23 protein-coding genes are annotated in these 23,391 nt (G+C 51.4%); 11 read left to right on the plus strand and 12 right to left on the minus strand.

Features of this window, described 5'->3' with window-relative positions; genetic code table 11:
• Positions 1 to 111 precede the first annotated feature (111 nt).
• Both INT32_RS12670 and INT32_RS12675 read left to right on the plus strand, forming a co-directional pair.
• A complete protein-coding gene (locus tag INT32_RS12670) occupies positions 112 to 375 on the plus strand; it encodes a hypothetical protein (protein ID WP_193089107.1) in 264 nt (87 codons plus the stop codon).
• 10 nt (positions 376 to 385) lie between these two features.
• Positions 386 to 766, plus strand: a complete 381-nt coding sequence (locus tag INT32_RS12675) for a hypothetical protein (protein WP_193089108.1) — start codon at positions 386 to 388, stop codon at positions 764 to 766.
• 288 nt (positions 767 to 1,054) lie between these two features.
• Here the strand turns inward: INT32_RS12675 and INT32_RS12680 are convergent, their stop codons facing one another.
• The 3 genes from INT32_RS12680 to INT32_RS12690 all read right to left on the minus strand — a co-directional run bounded on the left by INT32_RS12680 (position 1,055) and on the right by INT32_RS12690 (position 5,378).
• Positions 1,055 to 1,996, minus strand: coding sequence for an HNH endonuclease (locus INT32_RS12680; RefSeq protein WP_193089109.1), 942 nt, complete (start codon positions 1,994 to 1,996; stop codon positions 1,055 to 1,057).
• Between the two features lie 155 nt (positions 1,997 to 2,151).
• A complete protein-coding gene (locus tag INT32_RS12685; RefSeq protein ID WP_193089110.1) occupies positions 2,152 to 4,068 on the minus strand; it encodes a DNA/RNA helicase domain-containing protein in 1,917 nt (638 codons plus the stop codon).
• A 131-nt stretch (positions 4,069 to 4,199) separates the two neighbouring features.
• Positions 4,200 to 5,378 carry an epoxide hydrolase family protein gene (locus tag INT32_RS12690; RefSeq protein ID WP_193089111.1) on the minus strand — a complete coding sequence of 393 codons (1,179 nt, stop codon included), beginning with the start codon at positions 5,376 to 5,378 and terminating at the stop codon, positions 4,200 to 4,202.
• Positions 5,379 to 5,481: 103 nt separating this feature from the next.
• Between INT32_RS12690 and INT32_RS12695 the strand changes: the two genes are divergently transcribed.
• From INT32_RS12695 to INT32_RS12705, 3 genes are all read left to right on the plus strand, one after another.
• Positions 5,482 to 6,057 carry an ABATE domain-containing protein gene (locus INT32_RS12695; protein WP_193089112.1) on the plus strand — a complete coding sequence of 192 codons (576 nt, stop codon included), beginning with the start codon at positions 5,482 to 5,484 and terminating at the stop codon, positions 6,055 to 6,057.
• A gap of 311 nt (positions 6,058 to 6,368) precedes the next feature.
• Positions 6,369 to 6,653, plus strand: coding sequence for a hypothetical protein (locus INT32_RS12700; RefSeq protein WP_193089113.1), 285 nt, complete (start codon positions 6,369 to 6,371; stop codon positions 6,651 to 6,653).
• A 20-nt stretch (positions 6,654 to 6,673) separates the two neighbouring features.
• Positions 6,674 to 7,114 carry a hypothetical protein gene (locus INT32_RS12705; RefSeq protein WP_193089114.1) on the plus strand — a complete coding sequence of 147 codons (441 nt, stop codon included), beginning with the start codon at positions 6,674 to 6,676 and terminating at the stop codon, positions 7,112 to 7,114.
• A 36-nt stretch (positions 7,115 to 7,150) separates the two neighbouring features.
• Here the strand turns inward: INT32_RS12705 and INT32_RS12710 are convergent, their stop codons facing one another.
• The gene (locus INT32_RS12710) at positions 7,151 to 7,846 is read right to left on the minus strand and encodes a TrkA family potassium uptake protein (protein ID WP_193089253.1); all 696 of its coding nucleotides are present in this window, start codon (positions 7,844 to 7,846) and stop codon (positions 7,151 to 7,153) included.
• On the minus strand, positions 7,839 to 9,089 hold the full coding sequence (locus INT32_RS12715) for a TrkH family potassium uptake protein (protein ID WP_226816987.1): 1,251 nt from the start codon (positions 9,087 to 9,089) through the stop codon (positions 7,839 to 7,841). The genes INT32_RS12710 and INT32_RS12715 overlap by 8 nt, the downstream gene beginning before the upstream one ends.
• Before the next feature lie 371 nt (positions 9,090 to 9,460).
• Between INT32_RS12715 and INT32_RS12720 the strand changes: the two genes are divergently transcribed.
• The 3 genes from INT32_RS12720 (at position 9,461) to INT32_RS22165 (ending at position 12,855) form a co-directional block, all read left to right on the plus strand.
• On the plus strand, positions 9,461 to 10,699 hold the full coding sequence (locus tag INT32_RS12720) for a glycosyltransferase (protein WP_193089116.1): 1,239 nt from the start codon (positions 9,461 to 9,463) through the stop codon (positions 10,697 to 10,699).
• A 15-nt stretch (positions 10,700 to 10,714) separates the two neighbouring features.
• Positions 10,715 to 10,819 (plus strand): helix-turn-helix domain-containing protein, encoded by a 105-nt coding sequence (locus tag INT32_RS22390; protein WP_370540233.1) that lies wholly within the window; start codon positions 10,715 to 10,717, stop codon positions 10,817 to 10,819.
• Between the two features lie 479 nt (positions 10,820 to 11,298).
• Entirely contained in the window at positions 11,299 to 12,855 is a 1,557-nt protein-coding gene (locus INT32_RS22165; RefSeq protein ID WP_226816989.1) for a hypothetical protein, read from the plus strand.
• Positions 12,856 to 13,003: 148 nt separating this feature from the next.
• Here INT32_RS22165 and INT32_RS12740 read toward each other — a convergent pair whose 3' ends face one another.
• The 4 genes from INT32_RS12740 to INT32_RS12755 all read right to left on the minus strand — a co-directional run bounded on the left by INT32_RS12740 (position 13,004) and on the right by INT32_RS12755 (position 17,952).
• The gene (locus INT32_RS12740) at positions 13,004 to 14,677 is read right to left on the minus strand and encodes a sulfatase-like hydrolase/transferase (protein WP_193089118.1); all 1,674 of its coding nucleotides are present in this window, start codon (positions 14,675 to 14,677) and stop codon (positions 13,004 to 13,006) included.
• A 675-nt stretch (positions 14,678 to 15,352) separates the two neighbouring features.
• Entirely contained in the window at positions 15,353 to 16,015 is a 663-nt protein-coding gene (locus INT32_RS12745) for a LysE family translocator (protein WP_226816991.1), read from the minus strand.
• Between the two features lie 119 nt (positions 16,016 to 16,134).
• A complete protein-coding gene (locus INT32_RS12750) occupies positions 16,135 to 16,590 on the minus strand; it encodes a GNAT family N-acetyltransferase (RefSeq protein WP_193089119.1) in 456 nt (151 codons plus the stop codon).
• A gap of 786 nt (positions 16,591 to 17,376) precedes the next feature.
• Positions 17,377 to 17,952, minus strand: coding sequence for a TetR/AcrR family transcriptional regulator (locus INT32_RS12755; protein ID WP_193089120.1), 576 nt, complete (start codon positions 17,950 to 17,952; stop codon positions 17,377 to 17,379).
• Positions 17,953 to 18,087: 135 nt separating this feature from the next.
• Between INT32_RS12755 and INT32_RS12760 the strand changes: the two genes are divergently transcribed.
• A complete protein-coding gene (locus INT32_RS12760; RefSeq protein ID WP_193089121.1) occupies positions 18,088 to 18,774 on the plus strand; it encodes a glutathione S-transferase in 687 nt (228 codons plus the stop codon).
• A 214-nt stretch (positions 18,775 to 18,988) separates the two neighbouring features.
• Here INT32_RS12760 and INT32_RS12765 read toward each other — a convergent pair whose 3' ends face one another.
• Entirely contained in the window at positions 18,989 to 19,894 is a 906-nt protein-coding gene (locus INT32_RS12765) for a LysR family transcriptional regulator (protein WP_193089122.1), read from the minus strand.
• Between the two features lie 128 nt (positions 19,895 to 20,022).
• On the opposite strand from INT32_RS12765, the gene INT32_RS12770 reads away from it, so the two are divergent.
• Positions 20,023 to 20,445, plus strand: a complete 423-nt coding sequence (locus INT32_RS12770; protein ID WP_193089123.1) for a DoxX family protein — start codon at positions 20,023 to 20,025, stop codon at positions 20,443 to 20,445.
• Between the two features lie 45 nt (positions 20,446 to 20,490).
• Positions 20,491 to 21,363 (plus strand): NmrA family NAD(P)-binding protein, encoded by an 873-nt coding sequence (locus INT32_RS12775; protein ID WP_193089124.1) that lies wholly within the window; start codon positions 20,491 to 20,493, stop codon positions 21,361 to 21,363.
• 320 nt (positions 21,364 to 21,683) lie between these two features.
• Here the strand turns inward: INT32_RS12775 and INT32_RS12780 are convergent, their stop codons facing one another.
• Both INT32_RS12780 and INT32_RS12785 read right to left on the minus strand, forming a co-directional pair.
• Positions 21,684 to 22,532, minus strand: a complete 849-nt coding sequence (locus INT32_RS12780) for an NAD-dependent epimerase/dehydratase family protein (protein ID WP_193089125.1) — start codon at positions 22,530 to 22,532, stop codon at positions 21,684 to 21,686.
• A 317-nt stretch (positions 22,533 to 22,849) separates the two neighbouring features.
• Positions 22,850 to 23,308 carry a DUF302 domain-containing protein gene (locus INT32_RS12785; protein ID WP_370540227.1) on the minus strand — a complete coding sequence of 153 codons (459 nt, stop codon included), beginning with the start codon at positions 23,306 to 23,308 and terminating at the stop codon, positions 22,850 to 22,852.
• Between the last annotated feature and the right edge of the window lie 83 nt (positions 23,309 to 23,391).

Consider the following 23,391-nt stretch of genomic DNA (forward strand, 5'->3'; position numbering starts at 1 on the left):
GAAAAAGCTTACTAACGTCGCTAGAATATTATTAATTTAACCTTCATCAAGGTGATAATGATTCTCATTATCTAATATTGAGGCTGTAATCATTGCCTGTCGGAGGTTAGAATGAAAAGCGCTTTGAATGTTGTTATTTTATTTGTCGCAATTTTTTTTAACACAGCGAACGCTGACATGTTGGCCAATGCGGCTGCAAGCCTGGGTTTTAATTGCGAGGAATGCGGTGCATTTCATGGAGGGTTATACGAGAATCTTTGTCCTGAATGTTATAACCGGAAATTATTCGAATTATTAGAAAAAGACCCAACAAACCTAGGAACCATATGCGAGTGGGAAAAATTCGCTGGAGCCCCATTAACGCATTGCAACTAATTCCTCATATATGACCATCAAGAACAAAGCTAAGCAAGGGAAGCTAGGCCCTCATGAGCTTCAGGAAGCAAAATTGATGCTTGCTGAAAAAAAAGAGGTTGCCTACTTCCACTGTGACTATCCCGAAGTGCACTTTCAAGATATGAAAAAATGTCTTGACGAAGGAGTATTCGAATCAATAAAGATTGGCGAAGGTCCGCCGTATGAGACCCTGGTGGTTTGGGTTCCCGGTGCGAAAGATAAAGCCTTAAAATTGATCGAGCTGATTCAATATTCCTGGGAGAACGGTTGCTCCGAATCTGTGGAACGCCAAAAAGGACAAATTTTAGGATATTCCGAAGAAGATATTGATTTTTATATTGCTCATTTAAAGAGTCGTTCACGCCTTTGAATTAGTGATCACTACTTGTGATAGTAGTTAGCACACCCCACCTAAATCTCGATTAATCGTTGCGATCTTATTCTTCTTGTGGTCTATTAAGATCAGTTTACCAAATCGAGAGAGCAGTGCTACATTTAACTAAATATGGCGATCCTTCTAAAAGCTTGTTTCTCACCTGCTTATGCCTTTTCATCATGGCGGTACGGCGGTGAAGCTCTTTAGATTTCAGTCTTCACTATTGACCCTTTCCCTGCTATGGTAGTGAACCTGTTGCGCCCGGCCTGTAGGGTATGCCAACTATCGGTTGGTCATGTCATCTAGAAATACTTCAGCCCGGTGATATGCCATGTAATCCTCTTGTTGTCGAGAAAAAGGTTTGGCTGTGATTGACGCGTCCAAACTCCAGGCTCGGTATATCTCAGTCGGCAATTGCGGGCTAAAGCGCAACAGACCGTCGTTTTCGAACGTCATGTATCCTTTGTCAAACAATCGATCAATATGCGGTGCCAATAACAAACCGTTATGGCCATCGAGTTTCTCTATATTATTGCTCTTTGACCACGGTTTAATATGGCTAGCTATTAGAAATCTGGGATCAATAATCCCAGTGATACGGCAACAGGGTTCAAGCGCTGCAACGCGTGAACGAAACAGTCCCTGGCCGATGCGAGCCTGGATCAATTGGGTACGCTGGGTGGCGGGTAGAGCTCCATCAGAGAGCAGCCTGTCAATGTTGATACTGTCGTCGGTTTCCGCTGTATTGCTCTTATTGGCAAGAATAGATTGTACTTGGCCATCTAGTATGGCCTCCAACTCATGGGCTAGGTCGTCTGGTACCGATGCGAGATATACACCCTGGTTGCCATTACCATTTTCTTGAAGAGGAGAATATTTTGATGGTAAGAGGGGAGCCAAACGATCCATATGGTCTTTGGGGCGAATTGGATTGGCTAGTTCTATGAAATCTACTGGCACATACCAACCTTCATCTGTCCAATTAGCACCAGCAGAGCCGAATTCAACTGGCTTGCTAGCTGACTGGTGTACCTCCCTAGCTATACCAATGGCCTTAATGTGCGTATCTGCGAATGAAAATATTACGTCACCGGGCGCAACCTGAGTCATGGTGTCGTAGAAGTGGTTACGTTCGCCGTTTGCCTTTGTCTTAGGGGACCAGAGATAGCCACCGTTGACTTCGTGAACGTAGGTTTGATTTTGATTTACCCACCAGTATGTCATTACTTGTTCCTCGGAGATTGGCATGCACGGCCTCTAGGGTGTGTGCGTTTTGGAGAACTTACAGTTAATCACAAAAGCAATATTATTATTGCGTCGCGATTTTATTGATTCCTAGCGTCAGAATCGTATTTATGTGCTTTTAAGCTAGTGGTATTTTATTTCCCAGCTGCTTGCATTTCTGATCTAGGATAGGCGCTCGCTTGGACTGATGAATTGGAACGAATCATTGTACGAAAGTACTCTGCTGTTTCCTCGTCAGTGCAATATACGTAACAGCCTTTCATTCCGCGAGTCATGAGGGTTCTGTACGTATTCTTGATGATGAGGCCAACCTCTGCTCTTACTTGCTCAGGGTCAGTTTTTAGTCTTGTCTTGTATCCTCGAATCGATTTGTCGTGCCGGTCTCTTTCTTCTGCGCGAGTAATAATTTGTCCGTCGCGTACAATGAAGTCTGGCCCGATAATGACACCGATGTAATCCACCTCAAGGCCTTGGCAAGTATGGATACATCCAACTTGTTCAATGGATTCTGGCGCAATAATCCATAGGCTGCCATCTTTATCGAGATTCCATTGGCGGCGATATTCATCACCAATAATAATGTCATCTGCTTGAGAATTCCTCTTGCTTAACCAAGGCCAACAATATCCGGCAACGACTCGGGCTCGGTTCCGATCGTTCTTCGCTTCAATTGCCTCGTGAAGCGCTTGAGGAGATTCAAATACACGGAAATCGTATTCAGAAGTGTCCAAGATTTGATTCGCAGTTGGACGGATGTCAAGCGTGTTGTCCAACCACGCCAGGTACCCGTCAGATCCGCTGCAACGAAATTGTGAGGCAAGTTCATATTCCTCGATAGTCGCTCCCTTAGCGGCAGCAAACTCACGGATTGCTTGCTTTGAACCTATATCGCTTAATGTGACGCGTTGGTCTTCATCAATGAAAAAGACGGTGCAAGCTGAGGCGTTGATGAGTTCCTGGACTTGGTTTTCGCCAAGATTTCCATACAGGCCGCTCTTTTCGTTCAGGCGATGTGCTTCGTCAACGATCAGAAAATCGTAGACATTGGGCTCTGCATCAAAAAAACGTCCTGACCCTGAAAAGAGACTCGAGAACTTACTTCTGGTAATCGTTCCTGCCAATTTTGATTGATAAACAACACGAGGGGCAGCGTTCTTTGAGACATATTGACCTAGCAGACCCGCGCTAGTCAAACGCACGAGCAAGTTAATCGCAACTACGGTCTTGCCTGTTCCTGGCCCGCCTTCGATAATAATGACTTTGGGTGAGGCGGCAGAGGCGGCGCGTGCAGAGGCTAACGTTGCTTCGAATACTTCCTTTTGATCGTCAATCAGGACAAACTCTGGTTGCGCGGTCAGGAGCCCTTTTAGCGCATCGGCCAGTGCTTTCGAGGGTCGAATGCGGCCGTTAGCAAGTTCATAGAGTACTTCTTTCGAGTCGCCGTACTTAACATGCTGTTTGATAAAACTGCGAAGATGCTCTTGTTCTTTGGCACCCTTTAGAAATAGCGGAGCTTTCTCGGTATACCCGGAGTAATATGGATTGTCTATTACGCCGTCTCGCGCATAATTATGCAAAAAAGCGCAAGGTTTGATCGCTATTCCTCCGTTATATACCGCTTCGTTAAAGCCTTCCAGTAATGACGCATACGACCAAGCTTGGTACGAGGGATGGACAACCTCCCTAAGCCCTTTGCCTAAATACGTCACCACAATCCCATCTTTATCGGTCGAGACTGCTTTTTCCCATTGCTTGATTTCGATAACGATGGCGTTTTTGCTGCCGGTTGAGTCCCGCCCAGTCAGCGTGACGTCTATTCTTTTCGCGGATTGGGGAATGTGTAGTTCGACAGCGACGCCAATTTGATCGGGGATCTCGTCATCGCGTAATACACGCGCAATGTAACCAAGAGACTCCCTCCACGAACGGATCTCAGAGCTATTGACTCGTCTACCAGTGGCGGCCACAAAGCGCGTCAGAATGACCTCTTCGATGTCATCGAAGTCGATATGATTCAGAAACTGCCTCTTGTCGGCTTCGTAAACGATCATTGTGGTTTTGCCTTTTCATACGTATTTTTACTTATACGCTATTCTAAGCGGTTGGTTACGATATGTAAAAGGGCAGGGGCTTGCTTGGTTGATTTGGGTCCTGACTTAATAGATAAAGCGTGGCTGCTGATCTATATGGGTTGTCCACTAGCCAATACCACCCCCAACCCCTCCCGCAAATCCCTAACAAACTCCCGCGGCACCTCCAACGACGGAAAATGCCCGCCAGCCTCAGGCTCCCTCCACCTCACAATCTTCCGATACCGCTCCTGCGCCCAGGGACGCGGGCACTTTTCAATATCCCTGGGATAGATGCTGATTGCCGCCGGAACATCTACCCGGAGTTCGGGATCAAGCGAGTTGTGGCTCTCGAAATAGATGCGGGCGGCCGATGCGCCGCTGCGCGTTAGCCAATACAGGGTGACGTTGTCAAGAATGCGATCTCGGGAAATCCGCTCGAACGGGCTGTCTTCGCTGTCTGTCCACTCATAGAACTTGTCCAGGATCCAGGCAAGCAGCCCGACCGGGGAGTCGACTAGTGCGTAGCCGATGGTCTGGGGCCGGGTTGCCTGTTGCTTGGCGTAGGCTGCACGATACTGCCAGAAGTCGCGGGTTTGCTCGGTCCATTGGCGCTCGGCCGGCGTTAGCCCCTCTGTTGTCAACCCTGGCGGCGCCTGCGCGAGTGTTGAGTGGATGCCAAGAACGTGGTCCGGAAAGCGGCCGGCCAGGATGGTGGTGATCACGCCGCCCCAGTCGCCGCCGTGGGCTGCGAATTTGCTGTAGCCCAGTCTTCCCATGAGTTCCACCCAGGTGGCTGCGATTTTCTCGGTTCCCCAGCCGGTGGTGGTCGGCTTGTCGCTGTAGCCAAAGCCGGGCAGCGATGGGGCTACAACATGGAACGCCGGCGTATCTGCGTCTTTGGGGTCTGCCAGCTCCTCGATGATATCGACAAACTCGGCAACACTGCCTGGCCAGCCGTGCGTCATGATCAGGGGCGTGGCGTCGGCGCGCTCGGAGCGGCGGTGCAGGAAGTGGATTCCCAGGCCATCGATAGTCGTTCGGAACTGGCCGATCTGGTTAAGGCGCGCTTCAAACGCTCGCCAATCATAGTCGGTGCGCCAGTAATTCACGATATCGATAAGGTCCGCGAGCGGCACGCCCTGGTCCCAGCGGTGCGGGTCGGGGGCGGGGCGATAGACCGTCTCGGCCTCTGGCAGCCGCGCTGCGGCTAATCGGGCACGCAGATCGTCCAGGTCGGCGTCGGTTGCGTGGGCTTCAAATGCGTGTACTTCGTTGGTCAGGCTAGGCATAAGATCTCCTTGCGATCGTGGGTCCGGCCATGAACTATTGCGAACCGGCTAAGATGGTTGTAACATGTCATCAACAATAACGTCAACCAGCTAAGGTGGTTCCATGAGTACTGAATATCCTGACTTTCGCCTCGGTAATGTGCTGGCCACCAGCTTCACGGGGACGCTTTCTGAGCGTTGTGGTAATCCTATCGAGCGCATTCCCACGGCGCAGCGGCTTGTCGACTGGCTGGCCGTCTATGGCCTGGCGGTGCAAATGTGTACCACAACCCAGTTCAACCGCGCCCGGGAGCTAAGGGAAGCCATTCACGCCGCTGCGACAGCCGCCGCCATTGGAAGCGCGCCGCCAGCATCTGCCATCCAGGTCATCAACGACTGCAGCGCTGCGGGCAAGGCAGCCGCATTCCTGACGCACGGCGGCAAGCGGATATGGAAGCTTGGCTCGACATCCAGCGTGGAAGATGCCTTAAGCGTAATCGCCGCCGATGCGATCAGCATCCTGGCAGGCGAACGGGACGGAAAACTGGCCTTGTGTGCATCGCCCAGTTGCCAGGCCGCGTTCTTTGATACCAGCCAGAGTCGCACCCGCAGATGGTGTGATATGGGTACGTGTGGGAATAAGGAGAAGAAAGCGCGGTTTGTGGCGAAACGGCGGGGGAAGGCTAGGGCGGGGGAGTGATTGGGGTGACTGGTGCTTCGGGTAGGAGCAGGCCTGCGACATATGTTTAATCGACAACCGTTTTTGATGGTGACGCAAACCAACTGACTGGGTTCAGTGCCTGGAAAGCAATGCCCATATACCAGACTAGGACGATGCACTGAACAATGACGAAACGAAAAGTAAAAATTTGGCGCTCTTGGTTTCGTAAATGGTAATTTTCAATGGATTCTATCTAATCGTGCGTTTTGATATGTAATGAGCCCAGAGGGCCGTTTCACCATAATTGAAGAATACAGAACGAAATTTAACAACGAGACCAAAGGAAAAACATGATTACCCTTGCTTTGCCGGCTCTAATTTTGTCGTATATTGCAGGTCGATTTACCTCGGTAAAAATATCCGTCATTCTGCTGACAGTGCTGCTAGTGGTACTGGTTGGATGGGTCTTTTTTATGACGTCCGAGGGGCGCACACAACTGGCAGCGATGTATGATTCATCTGTGCTTGTCGCACTCCTGGCAGGGCATCTAGCCTTTCCTATTTTCGTCGCCGCTACCTACGGTTTGCTTATAGGCCAGTGGTCTCAAAAACGACGGAAGAGCCAGAAAGGATAAACAATAGCTGGAACCAAAATATGAACTATAAGACTTTTTACAGACTCTCCTTAAGTGTTCCTGTTCTGGTGCCATTGCTTTTTTACTTATTATCTTTATCGAATGCTCCCGATAAGTTTTCAAATTTACTGATGGCGTCATTGACATTTGGCGGCATTCAATACTTGTTTTTCGCCGCCGTCATGGTTTATTTGATTGGTCGTCTCGGATCTCTCAGGGAAATAAAAATATTATTCTGGTGCTCGCCACTTATTTATATCATCTTCGCAACTATTGGTTGGCATGTGTTTGATGCATGGATGTACCTCAAGTCAATGAAACAAATGTCTGTTGACGATGTCTTCGGGCCACTGCTTTTCTTTTCGATATTCGGATCGTTATTTGGCTATATCTATTGTTTGATCATCGAGATGCTTTTTCAAATATTCAAAGCGCATGGAGGGATTGCTAAGGATTCTTAGCAGCCCACCATTAAGATACAACCCTCCCAACGCACCCTAATTTTCCTTGGCCGCCGCAGAAAATTTCTCAACCAAATGTTTAGGCCCTGAAACGATCAGGATATCTCCGGGCAGAATACGGGTTTCTGGCGTTGCATGAACAAAATCTTCGTTGCTTCGTTTGACCCCAACAATGGTGACGCCAAATTTTCCGCGAACGATGGATTCGGTCAGTGATTTATTATGTGTTGGAGGAGGGGCCCAGATTTTTGCGATGGCATACCCGTCATCGAATTCTATGTAATCCATCATCCGGGAGGTGACCATATGCGCGATTCGTCGCCCCATATCGGCCTCTGGGTACACCACGTGATGGGCGCCGATGCGCTGGGCGATATGGCCGTGCTTGGGCGACATGGCCTTGACCCATATGTCCTTGATGTTTAGTTCGCTAACAGCCAGCAAGGCCATTAGGTTTGCAGACATATCGTTACCAATGCTGATTATTGCATGTGAAAAATCCGCAACCCCCAACTGACGTAAAACCTGGGCATCCGTGGCGTCTGCCTGTACGGCATAAGTGAGTTTATGCGCCCATTCCTGCACGGTCTCTTCACTGGAGTCAATGCCCATCACATCGTTTCCCAATTCGATCAGGGATTGAGCGACCGCACCACCAAAAGTGCCCAGACCGATGACGATAATACTGTCACTTTGAGAAAAGGCGTACTGTTCTGTAAATAGGCTACCCAACAATTGGATGCTCCTCTGCGTAGCGATATGGCCTGTAGCGCTGATCCAGCGCCAGTGAGGCGGCTAACGTGATCGTTCCGACTCGGCCAATATACATCAAGGTTATGAGGGTAAGTTTACCCGAAGCCGGCAGATCTGCGGTAATTCCCGTAGACAGGCCGACTGTGGCAAACGCTGAAATAACTTCAAAAATGACTTTGTCCATCGGCAGATTGCTGCCGAACAGGATAATGGTGGTGCCTACTACAATTGAGGTGCTGCTGAGCATGAGTACGGTAATCGCCTGACGCTGAGCGTTAAGCGAGATGCGCCGTCCGAACGCTTCGGTGTCCGATCGGCCTTTTATTTCCGACCAGACCATAAGAACCAAAATGAGAAACGTGCCCACTTTTACGCCACCGGCCGTGCCGCCGCTACCGCCACCGATGAACATTAAAAGGTAATTCAACGCCAGGCTGGCTTGCGTGAGGGCGCCGGTATCTATCGAATTGAACCCTGCGGTCCTGGCGGTCACAGAGGCAAAACTTGCGGCAGCAAGTTTATCGTGCAAACTCATATTCCCCAGCGTTCCGGCGTTATCCCATTCAAATAGCAATGTGCCGATACACCCGGCCAGCAGCAGGGCCGCCGTTCCAATTAAAGTCAGTTTTGTATGCAGTGACCAGTGGCGAGGATCGTTTAATCTAGTCTTAAGATCATGTAAAACAGGAAACCCCAGCCCGCCTACGATGATGGCAAACATGACAGGCGAAATAATCCAGAAATCCCCTGCGTATCTGACCAGGCTATCGCTATGTAAAGAGAACCCTGCATTATTAAACGCCGATACGGCATGAAAAAAACCATTCCACAGCGCCTGCGGCCAGTCCATGCCATAGTGTGTCTGGAATCGAATGGTAAGAATGATGGTCAGGCCAATTTCTATTATTACGGTGATCAATAATATTAATTTGGCGACACCCTTGATATCTCCCAGGCTGATGGCGTTTTTCTCGGCCTGGGTAATCATTTTCATGCGCAGCTGCAAGGAGCTGTTTACCATCAAGCCCAGCAGCGTAGCGAAGGTCATGATGCCGAACCCGCCAACTTGAAAGAGAATGAGGATGACCCATTGTCCGAACGTTGACCAATGCGTCCCGGTGTCGACAACGCCCAGCCCGGTTACGCATACGGCAGAAACAGACGTAAAAAGCGCGGTAATCCAGTGCGTCACTTCACCTTGGCTGCTTGATATTGGCAGCATGAGCGCGCACGTTCCTACTGTAATTGCCAACAAAAAGCCTAACGCAACGGTCTGGGCAGGACGAAATAAACTTTTCATTCTAGTTAGTGTTGACAGGTTGGATGTTTATTTGCAATAGGGGTGTTCTTGCAATCGGTTTTTTTGCTTTTTTGCATTCGGGATGTTAGTTTGCAATAGTACCTTGGCTGAACGGCCAAGTTGTTGAATGTCGGATAGGCAGGAAAAATTAATTGTCTCTGCATTTTTTCGGACATAAAGTCGCTTTTGCCCTGCGGCACAGGTTACATTCGGGAAAAGTTCTGATCTGTTTGTTGACGTAGCCGAGCGATATGTTCCGTATATCCTTAAAAGGCGTTAAAGGAAAAACCCATATGCGTGTGGCCATTCAAACCTTAGGCACCAGAGGCGATGTTCAACCCTACATCGCATTGGCGCTTGGACTGATCAACCAGGGTCATGAGGTGCAAATTACCGCACCGGTTCAATTCGATGCCATGGTTCGCGAGCGCGGCATCGCCTTTGCGCCGCTTCCGGGCGAATTTCTGGCGCTCCTTGACACGCCGCAAGGGAAGGCTGCGATAGCAGGCAGCCAGGGTTTCACCGCGGGCCTCAAACTGCTCAAACATATGCGCCCGCTGATGCGGCGGCTGCTGGAAGAGGAGTGGGCCGCCGTCAAGGCGTTCGCACCCGATATTATTGTGTCCCACCCGAAATCAATCGCTTCGCCGCACATGGCCCAAGTCCTTAAATGCCCATTCATTCTTGCATCGCCACTGCCCGGCTTTACGCCAACCTCTGCCTTCCCGAGCCCGATGCTGCCCTTTGCGACTTTGGGGCCGTTGAACCGTGCCAGCCATAGTCTGGCCATCAAGGGCGCGCAGTTTTTGTTCGCAAAGCTGATCCGCGATTGGCGAGAGGCCTCGCTGGGTCTTTCTGGCCGTTCCCGCGGCGTTGCCAAGCCTGCTGGCACGCTCTATGCTTATAGCCCCCATGTTCTCCCTGTACCATCGGACTGGGACAGCACTGTCCTGGTCAGTGGCTATTGGTTTCTGGATGATGAGGATTGGCGGCCGTCTTATGCGCTTGCGTCCTTTCTGGATGCCGGTGAGCCTCCCGTTTACGTCGGCTTTGGCAGTATGCCCGGCCTGGATCCGCAGAAAACCACAGAGATTATTATTGAAGCCCTTGCCAGCGCGGGCAAGCGTGGATTGCTGGCTAGTGGCGGTGGTGCGCTGGGGGCGGTAGAGAACATGCCGGCCCACATCTATATTGTTGCAGACGCGCCGCACCACAAACTGTTTCCCCACGTGGGGGCGACTATTCATCATGGCGGCGCAGGAACGACGGGGGCGTCGCTGCGTGCGGGCAAGCCCACGACGATTTGTCCGTTTTTCGGGGACCAACCTTTTTGGGGAAGGCGCGTTGCGGATCTGGGCGTCGGGCCGACGCCACTGGATCGCAAGGCGTTGTCGGTTGACAGCGTCGCGGCGGCAATCGCGGCGATGGACGACCCGCAGATGCGCGAGCGCGCAGCCGCATTGGGCGCTGCGATTGGCCAGGAGAATGGCATTGCTGCCGCCGTTAAATTCGTTGAAGAGAGAGGCCGTTGAAACGCAGTTCAGCGCATCACAGAAGTGGCGATGAACTGCGGCTTCAAGGACGTCTCGCATTTCAGCAGGGCGTTTCGGGCAATGTTCGGCACCGCTCCTTCATCGATAGGGCGTGGGTAAAAGCCAATCAGAACGTTAGCGTAATTTCACGAACTTATCGAGAATGGATCAGTGCACCTGAACTATCGAATAATCGCCCTCAGTACAGTCAAGCCTTGTTGACTCATTTTAGTAATACCTGCGTTGTAATATCTGCGTTAATGAGTGCTGGGCTCTTCGATCAGCCCAAGACCCTTCGCACAAAAACGGCTTGCCAGCCAACCCGTTTGGCGACATACTCAGAACTTCAAGGGGAGCCCCCACGAGGGCAAGGTCCATTAAATCATCTGCGACCTGACACCTATTGTCTGTTTTTTTCGCCGTTCGGAACCGCCGAAATGGAGAATCCAAGGCCTGCAGCATTTACTGCGTGAATGCATGGCATTGTGCAGCCTATAAAACTTAACGTGCGTTTTGTTCGGTATGACCCGAGGTTCAATACTTCGGTCCCGAGCGTCGGGATCGGAAATCTGCAATCCAACTCAAATCGAGGAGCAAGCATGAATCCGTTTGACCACGTCGTTCCAATGCGAACAGAAGAACTGCACCATGTCCCCCCGGCGCAAAGCGCGCGCAACCGCTTTGCCGATGCCGCGATCCCGCAAAACCCGTGGATGGCTAAAAATGATTTCGGGAGTCCGCACCAGGATAGTTGGTGCTCCGAATCTGTGTCACTTGACGGGCCCGTTAGCGACAATCTTCTGCTTATCAAGCAGCGCAACCCGTTCGGATACACACCGAATATGGTTTGCAACAGCCAGAACCAAATGGTAGGCATCGCGCTGGATTATGCCTCATCCCAGTTTTGGGTGGTGGTGTTCGACGAGAACTGCAACCTTATTTCGGGCACGCCCGCAGGCAAGCGCACCAGCAACACCTTCGGCGGCGGCTATTTTTACCTGGATAATAACGACAACACGATTGTCGTACAGGAAAATCGGATCGTCAGCTATCCGACAGCGAACGTGCAGCCAAAAGAAGGCGATATTTATGAACTTGAACCGAAGTGGGAGAGCCTCGACATCATTGAGTTGGTCACCGGTTCGGGGCACGGTAATTCGCTTTACTCGGCACTTCCCGTTTGGGATCATAACCGTCCGAATCTTTACTGGTGTCTGATTGCCGGTAACTACGACTATGAGAACTATCCGGACAGCACACTCAGGAATCAGGCATGGATGGCGGTTGTGGAAATCAATCCGAGCGACGGGAGCACAACGCTGATTAGCGCCGAGAGGCTGGAGAATCAGTGGAACAACAACACGTTCGCCGTTGATGCGAAGGGGGCTTATATTGTCACCAACGGTCTCGACAGTGAAGGCGCCTGCACCGAAGGCTATCTCTGGGCTTTTGGTCTGGAGGGGAACAACATCACCGTGCGCTGGAAGACGCTCTACAAGAACGCCGGTTATTTGAAACCGGGTCAGAAGAACATCGGTTCGGGAACCACGCCGACGCTCACCATACTGGAAGACGGCACTGAATTAGTGGGCATTACCGACAATGCCGATCCCCGCCTGAATGTGGTGGTCTGCAATCGCGCGGACGGGAGCATCATCTCCGAAACGCCGTGCTTTGCGACGATGAGAAGCGCCGACGAAGCCTCGCTGATTGGCGTGGGCGATAGCTTTGTGGTCGAAAACAATTTCGGCCACTACCCAACGTGGCCGTTCTCGCAGCTGGTTCCCAATGGGCCTGGCATGGCGCTGATCCGCATTAACCCCCAGAACGCCGAGCAGCCTGATGAACAGGTCTGGGAGCTGCCGGACATGCACTTTTACGCGATGAACATGCTCTGCCGCGGCAGCGGTATCATCTTCGCCCATACGTGTGACTGGTCCGATGACATCTCGTCCTCAAAGGGAGGGATGTATTACATCAGCGCGATCGACTCTTTTAACGGCAGGGTGATTTGGAATATCCCTCTGGGCAGGGGTGTTAACTATTGCCACGAGTATGGCGGCATTTACTTTAACCGGAATGGTGATCTCTACATCGGTACCAATCGGTATCTGATCGCTATTAAGAATTTCCGACGCCTTGTCGAAAAGCCATAGGAAAGCGCGACTGAACCGGTGGGAATGATGGGGCGTTTTCTTGATCATTCCACCGGAATTGCTCGAGGAGCCGCCCGCTGCTGACTGACTGTTCGGCTGTTCATGGCAGCGGGCTACAAAAGACCCCGCAATCGATATTACCGTTGCATTAATCAGCCGCCTGCCCAGTCGGCCGTAGGCGTTTCTTGGCTCGCTGCTCCCGCATCACGGCCTGCAGCGCCTTGATCACGGAGTCAGATGCGGGTGTCTGGCCGCAGTTGCCGGCCAGGTTTGTGGTTTCCAGCGGGTCTTCGCTCAGGTTGTACAGCTCGAATTCGGCCGGGCCGCCTTCAGGCTGCGGGGTAATGCTTTGGTCCGGGTTGCTCGCCCCTCCCCAGAATTTCGGATTGCTATAGTAGTGCGAATATTTCCAAAGCTGTTTTTCGCCGCTATCATTTATTAAATGTGTGATAACGGTTTCCACATGGCTGGGCTCGGCAATTGGCGAATACGGGTTGCCACGTGGATTGACGTCGGTCAGGCCTTCGCTCACCTCGTCATCTGTCATGAAATAGAGCGCCTCGTCACTGCTGCCGCCGGTGCCGCTGCTGCTGACCAGCTCGGAAAGATTTGCGCCAACCAGTGGATGGACTTCGGAATGGCTTGGTTTGAGTGCGTCGGCGGCTTCTTCCTGGTTGATGCCGGCCAGGCCCATGAGGGTGGGAAGGATGTCTACATGGCTGGTCAGGGCGTGACTGTTGTTCTGGCCGCTAAACAAGGTCGGATTGGATATGATGAACGGAATATGTAAGGATTCTTCGTAGGCGTTATACCATTTCTGGTGCATACCGCCATGCGCGCCCAGCATATCACCGTGGTCCGAGGTGTAAACGACGATGGTGTTCTCGAAAAACCGGCTGTTGCGCAGTCTCTGGTAAACCTTGAGAATTTCCTGATCGACCACGTACTGCAGATAGTAATACATCTGGAAATACTGCGGAATGGTCGGGTTGCGGAAGAACATTTCGCCGTACTTTTCGGCATAATCCTTCTGCGCCCGGGGCTTGGTGGACAGGTCCTCGCAGCGGGTTGGCGGCAGCGGCAGGTTCAGGTTCTTGATGAAATCCGGGAAATCATAGTTGTATTCGAAGCCCAGCAGCCACGGCGTGCCGAAAAATACGATGTCATGCGGGTTGGTGAACGAGGCAACCGTCAGCCAGGGTTGATTGCTGTCATCGTTTTCCAGCGTGTCCAGCAGGCCGACAATCTGATCGGCAAAGCCGGGATCGCGGTTGACGCCCGCGTTGGCTTTGGCCGAGCCATGCGGGTCGGGGCCGATCCAGCCGTCAAAACCATATTCATTCAGCTTATTCGCTGATTTATACAATTGCTCCGCACGTGTTATGGGTGTGCCGTCGTCTTTGGTACTCATCATGACATCGACACTGCCGGGCAGAATGATATCCGGGTGCGACAGATGCCATTTTCCGCGGTAAAAGGTGCGGTATCCTCCGGCGCGAAAATAGTCGCCCATGGTCGGCACGGTGTTTGGATCCAGATAGAGCATATTCGGGTCGTACCACTCTTTGGCCATGCCCGACGTTTGCGTGACGCCATGCAGGGAAGGGTATTGGCCGGTGTAAATACTGGTCCGACTGGGGCTACAGGCGGTGCTGGCGGTGTAATGCCGGTGCATCTCCAGGCTGTTTTCGCGCAGCGCGGCAATGCCGTGCAGATACTCCTGGCGATATTGTCGAATACTCTCGTCTTCATATACTGGAGGGTAACGCTCTTCGTCCGTGGTGATAATCAAGAAATTGAATTGCCCATTGTTCGCTGCCATGACCAGGATCTCCTCAGTGTGCTGGTGGATGATAGGGGGTGTAACCTTGATGATTGCGTGGCGTGTGTTTGAATAAAGCAGGGTATTGAGCGTACGAATCATTCATTATGTCGATCGGGGCGGTTTGCCCGGTGATTTTCTGAATGCAGTGGCGAGTGATGGTCTGTCGCGCGCAGTGGAGTGCGCGGATTAGCTTGATGAGGGTGATACAGCAGCTGGTCACAGTCGCGTAGAGAGCCACGCAAATAGCCACGTAAGGGCCATGACGGTCGTTCACCGTATAGCAATTGTGATTTGATTGGAGATTCCGCAGCTTGGTATTGGTCAGCATGGTTTCTGTACGTCCCCACTTCGAGTACCATGCTCACCAGACCTGCAGATATTGACGATACCATTGGCTACGTTTTCTTAGTAGCATGGTAGGAAGGCTCTGGCATGGGAAGAGCCGATGGCGTCTATTATGCCATATGAATTATGATGTCGCCGAATAAAAAGGAATGGTGAACTTCTTGCACGGCCTTCGCGATTGCATACGATTCGGTCAACTAAGGCTAACGTTTATTTCAAATCAATGAAACGGATGAATGCCGGGACTAAACAGGATTTGCCGGCGCTTGTGTGTTGTGCTATCGCGTCGTTTGATGCGATCTGTTCGAGGTTTATTCAACAGTTGCGCTATTTAGTCAGGGCTGACTTCACTATACTCAAACCGATCAGCCCCAAGACTACGCCTGTGCATTTATCAATGTAGTAAGCCAGCTGGGAAAACCTGTTACGTACCTTGTTGGCGGACAATAAATAGATGACTGCGACATCCCAAATAAACACGACCGCGGTCATCCAGACACCCAGCACAACCTTGAAAATAAGACCAACATCTTTAGTTAACACAAGTGTGAATAAACTTATGTAGAACAACAGGTTTTTTGGATTCAAGACCCCTGACATAAATCCGGTAAAAAACTCTTTGGCCAAAGAAGAGTGCGTTACACCGGCACTCATATCGTCAATGGCTAACTGGCTATAGTCGCTCTTTTTTGCCTTCATTGCCATCACGGCCAGATAAATCAAGAACAGGCCGCCAGAAATTTTCAAAGCGATCATGACAGGGACAGAAGCAGCAAGAATTGTCCCGACACCAAGCAGGCAAAGCGCGATATATAACGCATTTGCACTTGCTATACCTGCTGCAATGCCAATCGAACTCTTTGTGCCATTTTTAATTGCACTTTTTACGACCAGGATAAAATCTGGCCCAGGGCTTAATAATGCCAAAAAATGCGCAATGGCGACTGTAAAAAATATACCAATTAAACCGATTTCCATATGTTGTGCCATCTGGATATACCTATACGTCCAAAACGTTGGGCTTCGCTCTTAAGGACGAAGGCAAGCCGTTGTGTGTAAAAAAAACCGAAGTAAAAATAGGAAATTTTCGGCTTATCTGGGTACGATATTTATAAATGTAGCGTCATGAAGACACTATTCGGGTCTTCGACGTACTCACCAAAGGGACCACAATACGTGAAGCCGAAGCTTTCGTATAGCCTCCTGGCAGCGAGGAATTCTTCCATTGTTCCAGTTTCAAGGCTTAATCGTTCGTATGCTCTTGATCTGGCAATTTCGATCACATGTGTAAGGATGGCTCGCCCTGCGCCTTTGCGACGAATCGCCTTGGGCGTACGCATGGACTTGACCTCGCCGTGTTTACTATCCAGTTCTTTTAGGGCGCCACAGCCAAGCAGTCGCGGACCGTCCCAAGCTGTCCAAAATGTGATGTCTGGCTGCCGGAGTTTGTCAAGATCCAATGCGTGCACACTCTCTGGCGGTGAGAGTTCGTACATGCTCTGCAAGTGTTCGTTGAGAAGGGCGTGAGTCTCATCGCGTGAAAGGTCGTCGATCTCGATCCTCATAGTGGCTTGTTCCGTACGAATAGCGCGCCGAAACTAACGGCGCTGTGAGCAATTGCGCGCTCGCTGATTTGCCAACCTCTGCATATTCACGGCAGATACATCGGGCAGTCATATTTCATTCAAGTATAGAAGCGGCGCGTTCCAAGAGAACAATTTTATTCGCTACTAGTTGTCGTTAAATCCAATAAATGAATGACACCAATAAAAAGTGTTGGTTACACAACGAATTTATAAAATTACATCTGACACAATAGTTCGGCAAAAGAATTCATAAAATCGTAATTAATTAAAAATCAAAAAATTATGTAACTAATTGCGTAGCTTGAATAACTCAATCTTCAATCTTCCGATATCTTTCCTATAAACCCCGTCCAATCTGCCTTATGGCTCTTTTTTTATCACTACCAATATTCACCTGGAAATATGTATCATTATTTCAAATGAAATAAAAAATACAATTACTTACTTGGTTGCGATATACAAACCTGGAGCAAGTAACATAAAGTCATCACAGGTGTATTAAGAAACACCTGCTAACCTTTTAATACCTACTAACCGATTGGAGAAAATTATGGACCTGATTTCCGGCCTTCTTGATTCTATTTTTAGTATTTTAGACGGGCTCCCAATTATTGGGGATCTCTTAGGCAGTGGCGACATTTTTGGGTAATGCTTTATAGATAGTTCTTGGTCGACCATAAATTATTTATGATCGACCAAAGTCGAATTTTCCTCAGGCTATGATTCGGCACCCAGGATGGCCGTATAACAACCACAATGCCAGCGCTACCTTGGTATCAAGCCAGCAGACGAATAACCAACAATGAGTTGATCATACAAAGCGATATCAGAACGGCTCCTTGCTATAAGCTGTGCGCCTGCGACGGCTGCAAAAATAGCTTCTGCACGGACCTCACACTCCTTTTCGGGTATAGAGGCAGAAGAGAGCAGCATTCTTTTTAGCCAGGCAATATTTACGTCGGCGAATTTTCGTACCTCTTTCTTAATCTCGTGCGGAAGATCATCTGTTTCGGCTGCCATGAAACTACACAGGCAAATGCGATTGTCTCGCGTGAGCGCCTTTCGGAAAGTTTCAGAATATCTGTGCAGGCATTCAAGCGGACTATCGAGCGCTACCTCCATCGCATGCAGCGTCGCCTCGGAATCTTCCCAATAGCGTCTTGCCACCGCAGCACCAAGATCCGCTTTGCTGGCGTAATGATGATAGACGCTGGCCGCCTTGATCCCGACAGCGCTAGCCAGATCTCGAACATTCAATCCGTTATAGCCGTGCGCCTGCGCCATCTTGGTCGCCTCCAATAGGATTTTCTCCTTTGAACTACCTGCTGCTTCGCTCATCACCTTAGCTCCGGCTAAAAAAACATTGACAGAGCGCAGTATAACGCAATACAGTTAATCTACCTAACGTTAGGTAGATTAATTAAATCCTTAACTAAATCCTTTCGTTGGCTTTTTCAACTTGTTCAGGAGTAGACAATGACATCCGTCATTACAAACATTGATCCTAATAACCGTCCCGCCATGACGGTCTACGACTTCCCGGTCGGCCCCTATCCAACGAGAGTTAGAATCGCTATCGCAGAAAAGCAATTGCAACAGCGCGTTCGATTTGAGATGGTCGATCTGTACAAGGGCGAACACAAGAAACCAGAGTTCATCGAGCAGAAAAATTACTCGGGAACACTGCCAGTTCTCGAACTGGCGGACGGTACGCTTATTGCCGAATGCACGGCTATCACCCAGTATCTGGATACGCTGGATGGCGCGCCTAGCCTTACGGGCACCACACCCCTGGAACAGGGGATCATACATATGATGAGCAAACGGGCCGAAATCGAATTGCTTGATGCCATCAGTGTCTATTTCCACCATGGCACACCGGGCTTGGGACCATTGGTGGAGCTGTACCAGAATCAGGAATGGGGGCTGCGGCAGCGTGATAAGGCGCTTCGCGGCATGCATTACTTTGATAAAGTGCTTCAGCAGCAACCCTATATTGCAGGCGAACAATTCTCGATGGTCGATATTACGGTCATTGGTGGTTTAGTATTTGCTGCTATTGTCAAGCTCGAGATCCCACCTGAATGTGGGGCCTTGCTCTCATGGTACGAACGGATGAAAATGCGCGACAGTGTGGCAAGCCAACCGGCGTTTTCCGGATAAATGAGCCAGGACTGGGCGTTGCGAACCGCGATGATGAGTGACATAAAACACTTTTCAAGGATCTGAGCGCCCGTTTGCAGGCTTTGGCAGGATTCAACCACCCTCTTAGCGATCGCGTCACAGATCGGCAGACTTAGTGATCTGCGCCAGGACCATACTGAAAACGTTGCCCATCTTGTGCAAAACAGGGCATCGTCCTGGTAGCGGCCACGATTCATACCAGATACGGCGTTAGCACACCTTCAATCCATTTCATGAATGCGCGGACCCGGCGCGACAGATTGCTCCGGTGTGCTACTACGAGGGACACGGCAATTGCCCGGCGACGAAAATCGGGCATCACCTCCACAAGCGCACCACTGTCCAGATATTGACCAATTCCCAGGAGTGGCGCCTGAATCAGGCCAAGACCGGCCAGGGCAGCGGCTTCGTAGGTCTGCGCGTTATTGACATGTAGTGCGCCGGGCAATTGAAGCGTCGCGTAGCTGTCGCCGTCCTGATACTCCCACCCATAAGGCCTTGCGCCCTGCATCGTGGAAAAATGTATGGCCCGATGTTCCTGGCGCTTGAGGTCTTCCAGTGATCGAGGAACGCCATAGCGCGCCAGATAGGCGGGGCTGGCAGCGTTGATCATGCATAACTTGCCCAGTGGACGGGCAATCAGCGTCTCGTCTCGTATCGGACCAAGCCGCAATACACAGTCTAACCCCTCCTGAACCAGATCGACCTGCCGATCCGTACTCGACACCTCCAGCTCCAATTCGGGGTGAGCCGCCATGAACTGTGGCAAAGCCGGCACGATCGTTGTACGCGCTATTTCGGTCGGAAGATCGACCCGTAAACGCCCGCGAAGCCCCTCGTGATCGCCTGCGAACATCGAGTACAGGTCATCGACTTCGGCCAGCAGATCGCGGGCGCGTGCATGGAATGCGCGTCCGTCCTCGGTCAGCTGCACCCTGCGCGTCGTCCGGTGCAGGAGCCTGACACCAACCTGTTCCTCCAGCTTGCGCACCGCCGTTGAGGCCCGCCCCTTCTGGATGCCCAGGCGATCGGCGGCGTGGGTGAAACTGCCCATTTCCGCTATCGTGATGAAGATGAGGATGGGATTGAGATTTTGCATTTTGCGCCTCTATATTGTTCACCCTGAAGAGAACAGTAAGTTCAATTCCTGGGTGTTTATCATACCTAAGGTACACGGTAAGCTTCAGCAATTGGGATCCCCCAGCCGTATATTAAGGAGAATGGCACGTGTCCGAAACGATGAAACTGCATCAGGCGCCTGAAACGATGATCCTGCCTCGCGCCCTGTGGGCCGGCCGGATCATAAGCACATTCGTCGTTCTTGCGCTGTTGGCAGACGGCCTCATTCAGCTTCTGGCGCCGGCGCAGATTGCAAACATGTTGCAGGAAACCGGGTTCGCGCTGGAGCTGACCCGTGTCGTGGGGCCGATCCTGCTTGCCTGTGCCATCCTTTACGCCATTCCAGCCACCTCCGTTCTTGGCGCGATCCTGGTGACAGGTTTTCTGGGAGGCGCGATCTGCGCCCATGTCCGCGTTGGCGAGCTGGGCTCGCCACCGGAAATCATTTGCCTGCTTCTGGGCGCGATGACATGGGCAGGCCTATACGCGCGCGATTCCCGTATCCGGGCGCTTCTGCCGCTCGTTCGTTAATTCAACCGGGGCAGTGCGTTGCCCCTTCATATCAGGAGTAAACACATGTTTTTAGTCATGGGCATCACAGGGAAAGTGGGCGGCGCAACGGCAGAGCATCTGCTGGCGCAAGGCAAGCAAGTACGCGCGCTGGTGCGCAATCGTGAGAAGGCAAGGCACTGGGCGAACCAGGGCGTGGAACTGGTCGACGGCGACTGGAATGATTCGGCAGCCATTGATCGGGCGCTCAACGGCGTCGAAGGCGCGTTTGTCATGTTGCCTCCGGTCTGGGCGCCGTCGCCCGATTACAAAGAGGCAAAAGGCGTGATTGCAAGCTATGTCGAGGCGTTGACCAGGACAGCGCCGCCGCGCGTGGTGGCGCTTTCGTCGCTGGGCGCAAACAGAACCAGCGGGCACGGGGTGATTACAGCCTTGTCGCTGCTGGAGCAAGGCTTTCGGGAACTGATATCGCCAACCGCATTTGTGCGCGCAGGCGGATTCTTCGAGAATTTTCTTTACGGCCTGCAGGTCGCGCAGGGCGGGACACTACCGGTCTTCTACAATCCGACAAACCGCAAATCGACCATGGTTGCGACGAACGACATCGGCGCGCAAGTCGCAACGCTTTTGACCGGACCAGCCTGGTCAGGGCAGCGTGTCGTCGAGCTCGGTTCGATGGTGAGCGCGGACGACGTTGCCAAACAGCTGGGTGAGGTTCTGAATCTTGACGTGAAAGCCTATGCCGTCCCGCGTGCGGGATGGACGCAAGCGCTCGAACAATTCGGTATTCCGAAGGGCCACAGCGGACCTGCTGAAGAAATGTACGAGGCCGTAAACGCAGGATGGATGGACCTGGGCGTGCCGGGAACGGAACACGTCGCGGGCACGACGTCGGCGCGCGATGTCTTTGCTGCAGCGTCGAAAGCCGCTGCAGCATAGGCTCGTGGATACTTGCGGTGGGATGCGCCTTTTGGAACCTGCTCTGGCAACGTGCATCCTATCGTGACTCTTGCAGAGAACCCAAAAGCGCTCGTTTTCTAGCGCAGTGTCGCTCTGTTCGTAGTGGCGTGGTTGACGACTAGGACCTGGTTAAAGCCGACCGCCAATGAGGGCAAGCCCTGGATACACAAAACAGGAAGAAGCCGAACCGGCTGATTACCCGCCAAAACGACGTTGTGTCCGGTTCCATATAGGTAAAGTAGAAGGTCACAGGAAACTGTGCGCTTTCAACTGGCAGCGCCTGGGCAATCTTTCAGGCTTTACTCAGCCCGTTGCGCTGCATATCCCTCGAGCGCATTCGGCCATGCGGGCGTCCAGCCGCTGGCTCGCAGCCGCGCGTTCGACAGCCGCTTGCCGCTGGGTGCCCGTAGCTGCCGGGCAGGTGAGGGTGCGCCCATCAGTTGCGCCAGTGCGTCGTATAGTTGCGCTGTTGGCATGGGGCAATCATCCGTTCCTATGTAAAGTGGCTGGGGGTTGGCCAGCGTAAGCAAATGCGCGCAGGCGCTCGCAGCATCATCGATATGAATCCGGTTCGCCCAATGGCCCGGCCCGTCGGGCGCCGTGATCGTGCCAGCCTGCAGCCCTTTTAGCAACTGCAACCGCCCCGGACCGTATAAGCCCGACAGACGCAGCGAGACCCCTGCGCCCGGCGACAGCGAAGCATGCAGCGCATCTTCGGCTTCCAGAAGCGAGATGGCCCGAAAGTTCGTACGCTCTACGGGGGTATTTTCGTCGACCCCATCTTCGGATGGTCCCCAGACGGCGGATGAACCTACCAGTACACACCGTTGTAGCTTGTGCAGGCAACCGGCAGGCAGACTGCCCAGCAGCCTTGGCAGGCCTAGCGAGTACACCCCCGTGTAGTGTGCCGTTGTCCTGCTGTCCGGCGATGGGGCATACAGAATATGGGTAACCTCCGAGAATTCATCCGCACTCAGGAAAGAGAGGCTTTCCGGGTTCAGTAGATCAGCCTCGCGCCAGGAAATGGTGTTCTCGCCGGTAGGCGTCACCTTGCTACGGCGCAGGCCAATGCATTTCCAATGGGCCGGGTCAAACAGCGTCGCTGTCCGTTCACAGAGGTCACCACCTACCAGCAAAAGCGTATTCATATTGGTTACTTAATTACGTATGTGTTTAATTGTGGATGATTGTTTTCAGCACTTCAGAATAACCAAACCGATCAAATAAAGCTAATGGCGGATCCACTTTACCGGGGCCTGTCCATGCTACTTAAATGGTTTTCCTTTTAAACAGCATTCTAAAAACACTTTTATTTCACGAGTGAAACTAAAAAAGAGATCAGCGCAATTTGAGTGCCGGTGCTCGAATGGGCACTTCAACAATGGCTATTTACCTTGAAAGCTGAAAATGGTTGATTCGCCTGCGATGATCTCTATATGAGGTTCTATCAAAAAATGAGTGCTATCTATTGCTTGGTTACCAGCTTTTGCACTAACTTTTCCGCCTGCCCCAACGCTTTGCCTTCTTGGACAGGCAACTGCAAATTATTAAACGATGTTTGATAAGAATGCATAATGACGTTTACCCCGTTCTTATCCTGATTCACCAGAACTCTTAGCGGTAGGTCAAGTGCCAAGGTTGGATATTTCACCATGAGTGGTGTCCCGGCTTTTGGATTGCCAAAAATAATCACCTTGGTCGGCGGCATTGTAAGATCTGCTTTTTTCGCAGCCTGGGCATGATCAATGACGGCGAAAATCGACATCCCTTTTTCCTTTATCCCGCTCTCTAGTCTTGATACTGTTTCCTCAAAGGGATAAGCACTTTTAAAGTGATGAGTCGATTGAGCAGAAGCAATATTTGCAAGAACACTCACACTACAAATTGAAGCCGTTACCAATATTCGATTGAAGGTGGATAACACAGGGCATCTCCATATACAGTTAATTTAGTCAATGACATCAATAACATAGTAACGGAAGCCAGATCTCGCCCAGCAATTTTGCG

Origin of the sequence: Advenella sp. FME57 (genome assembly GCF_014897675.1) — a bacterium.
Classification (GTDB): domain Bacteria; phylum Pseudomonadota; class Gammaproteobacteria; order Burkholderiales; family Burkholderiaceae_B; genus Advenella.

Excerpts from the sequence above, each read along its gene's own strand:
- INT32_RS12750 (WP_193089119.1), bottom strand. The coding sequence starts at position 16,590 with ATGAGGATCGAGATCGACGACCTTTCACGCGATGAGACTCACGCCCTT.
- INT32_RS12715 (WP_226816987.1), bottom strand. The coding sequence starts at position 9,089 with ATGCTGCCAATATCAAGCAGCCAAGGTGAAGTGACGCACTGGATTACC.
- INT32_RS12740 (WP_193089118.1), bottom strand. The coding sequence starts at position 14,677 with ATGGCAGCGAACAATGGGCAATTCAATTTCTTGATTATCACCACGGAC.
- INT32_RS12690 (WP_193089111.1), bottom strand. The coding sequence starts at position 5,378 with ATGCCTAGCCTGACCAACGAAGTACACGCATTTGAAGCCCACGCAACC.
- INT32_RS12670 (WP_193089107.1), top strand. The coding sequence starts at position 112 with ATGAAAAGCGCTTTGAATGTTGTTATTTTATTTGTCGCAATTTTTTTT.
- INT32_RS12775 (WP_193089124.1), top strand. The coding sequence starts at position 20,491 with ATGTTTTTAGTCATGGGCATCACAGGGAAAGTGGGCGGCGCAACGGCA.
- INT32_RS12685 (WP_193089110.1), bottom strand. The coding sequence starts at position 4,068 with ATGATCGTTTACGAAGCCGACAAGAGGCAGTTTCTGAATCATATCGAC.
- INT32_RS22165 (WP_226816989.1), top strand. The coding sequence starts at position 11,299 with ATGAATCCGTTTGACCACGTCGTTCCAATGCGAACAGAAGAACTGCAC.
- INT32_RS12745 (WP_226816991.1), bottom strand. The coding sequence starts at position 16,015 with ATGGCACAACATATGGAAATCGGTTTAATTGGTATATTTTTTACAGTC.
- INT32_RS12680 (WP_193089109.1), bottom strand. The coding sequence starts at position 1,996 with ATGACATACTGGTGGGTAAATCAAAATCAAACCTACGTTCACGAAGTC.
- INT32_RS12765 (WP_193089122.1), bottom strand. The coding sequence starts at position 19,894 with ATGCAAAATCTCAATCCCATCCTCATCTTCATCACGATAGCGGAAATG.
- INT32_RS12675 (WP_193089108.1), top strand. The coding sequence starts at position 386 with ATGACCATCAAGAACAAAGCTAAGCAAGGGAAGCTAGGCCCTCATGAG.
- INT32_RS12705 (WP_193089114.1), top strand. The coding sequence starts at position 6,674 with ATGAACTATAAGACTTTTTACAGACTCTCCTTAAGTGTTCCTGTTCTG.
- INT32_RS12760 (WP_193089121.1), top strand. The coding sequence starts at position 18,088 with ATGACATCCGTCATTACAAACATTGATCCTAATAACCGTCCCGCCATG.
- INT32_RS12780 (WP_193089125.1), bottom strand. The coding sequence starts at position 22,532 with ATGAATACGCTTTTGCTGGTAGGTGGTGACCTCTGTGAACGGACAGCG.
- INT32_RS12700 (WP_193089113.1), top strand. The coding sequence starts at position 6,369 with ATGATTACCCTTGCTTTGCCGGCTCTAATTTTGTCGTATATTGCAGGT.
- INT32_RS12720 (WP_193089116.1), top strand. The coding sequence starts at position 9,461 with ATGCGTGTGGCCATTCAAACCTTAGGCACCAGAGGCGATGTTCAACCC.
- INT32_RS12695 (WP_193089112.1), top strand. The coding sequence starts at position 5,482 with ATGAGTACTGAATATCCTGACTTTCGCCTCGGTAATGTGCTGGCCACC.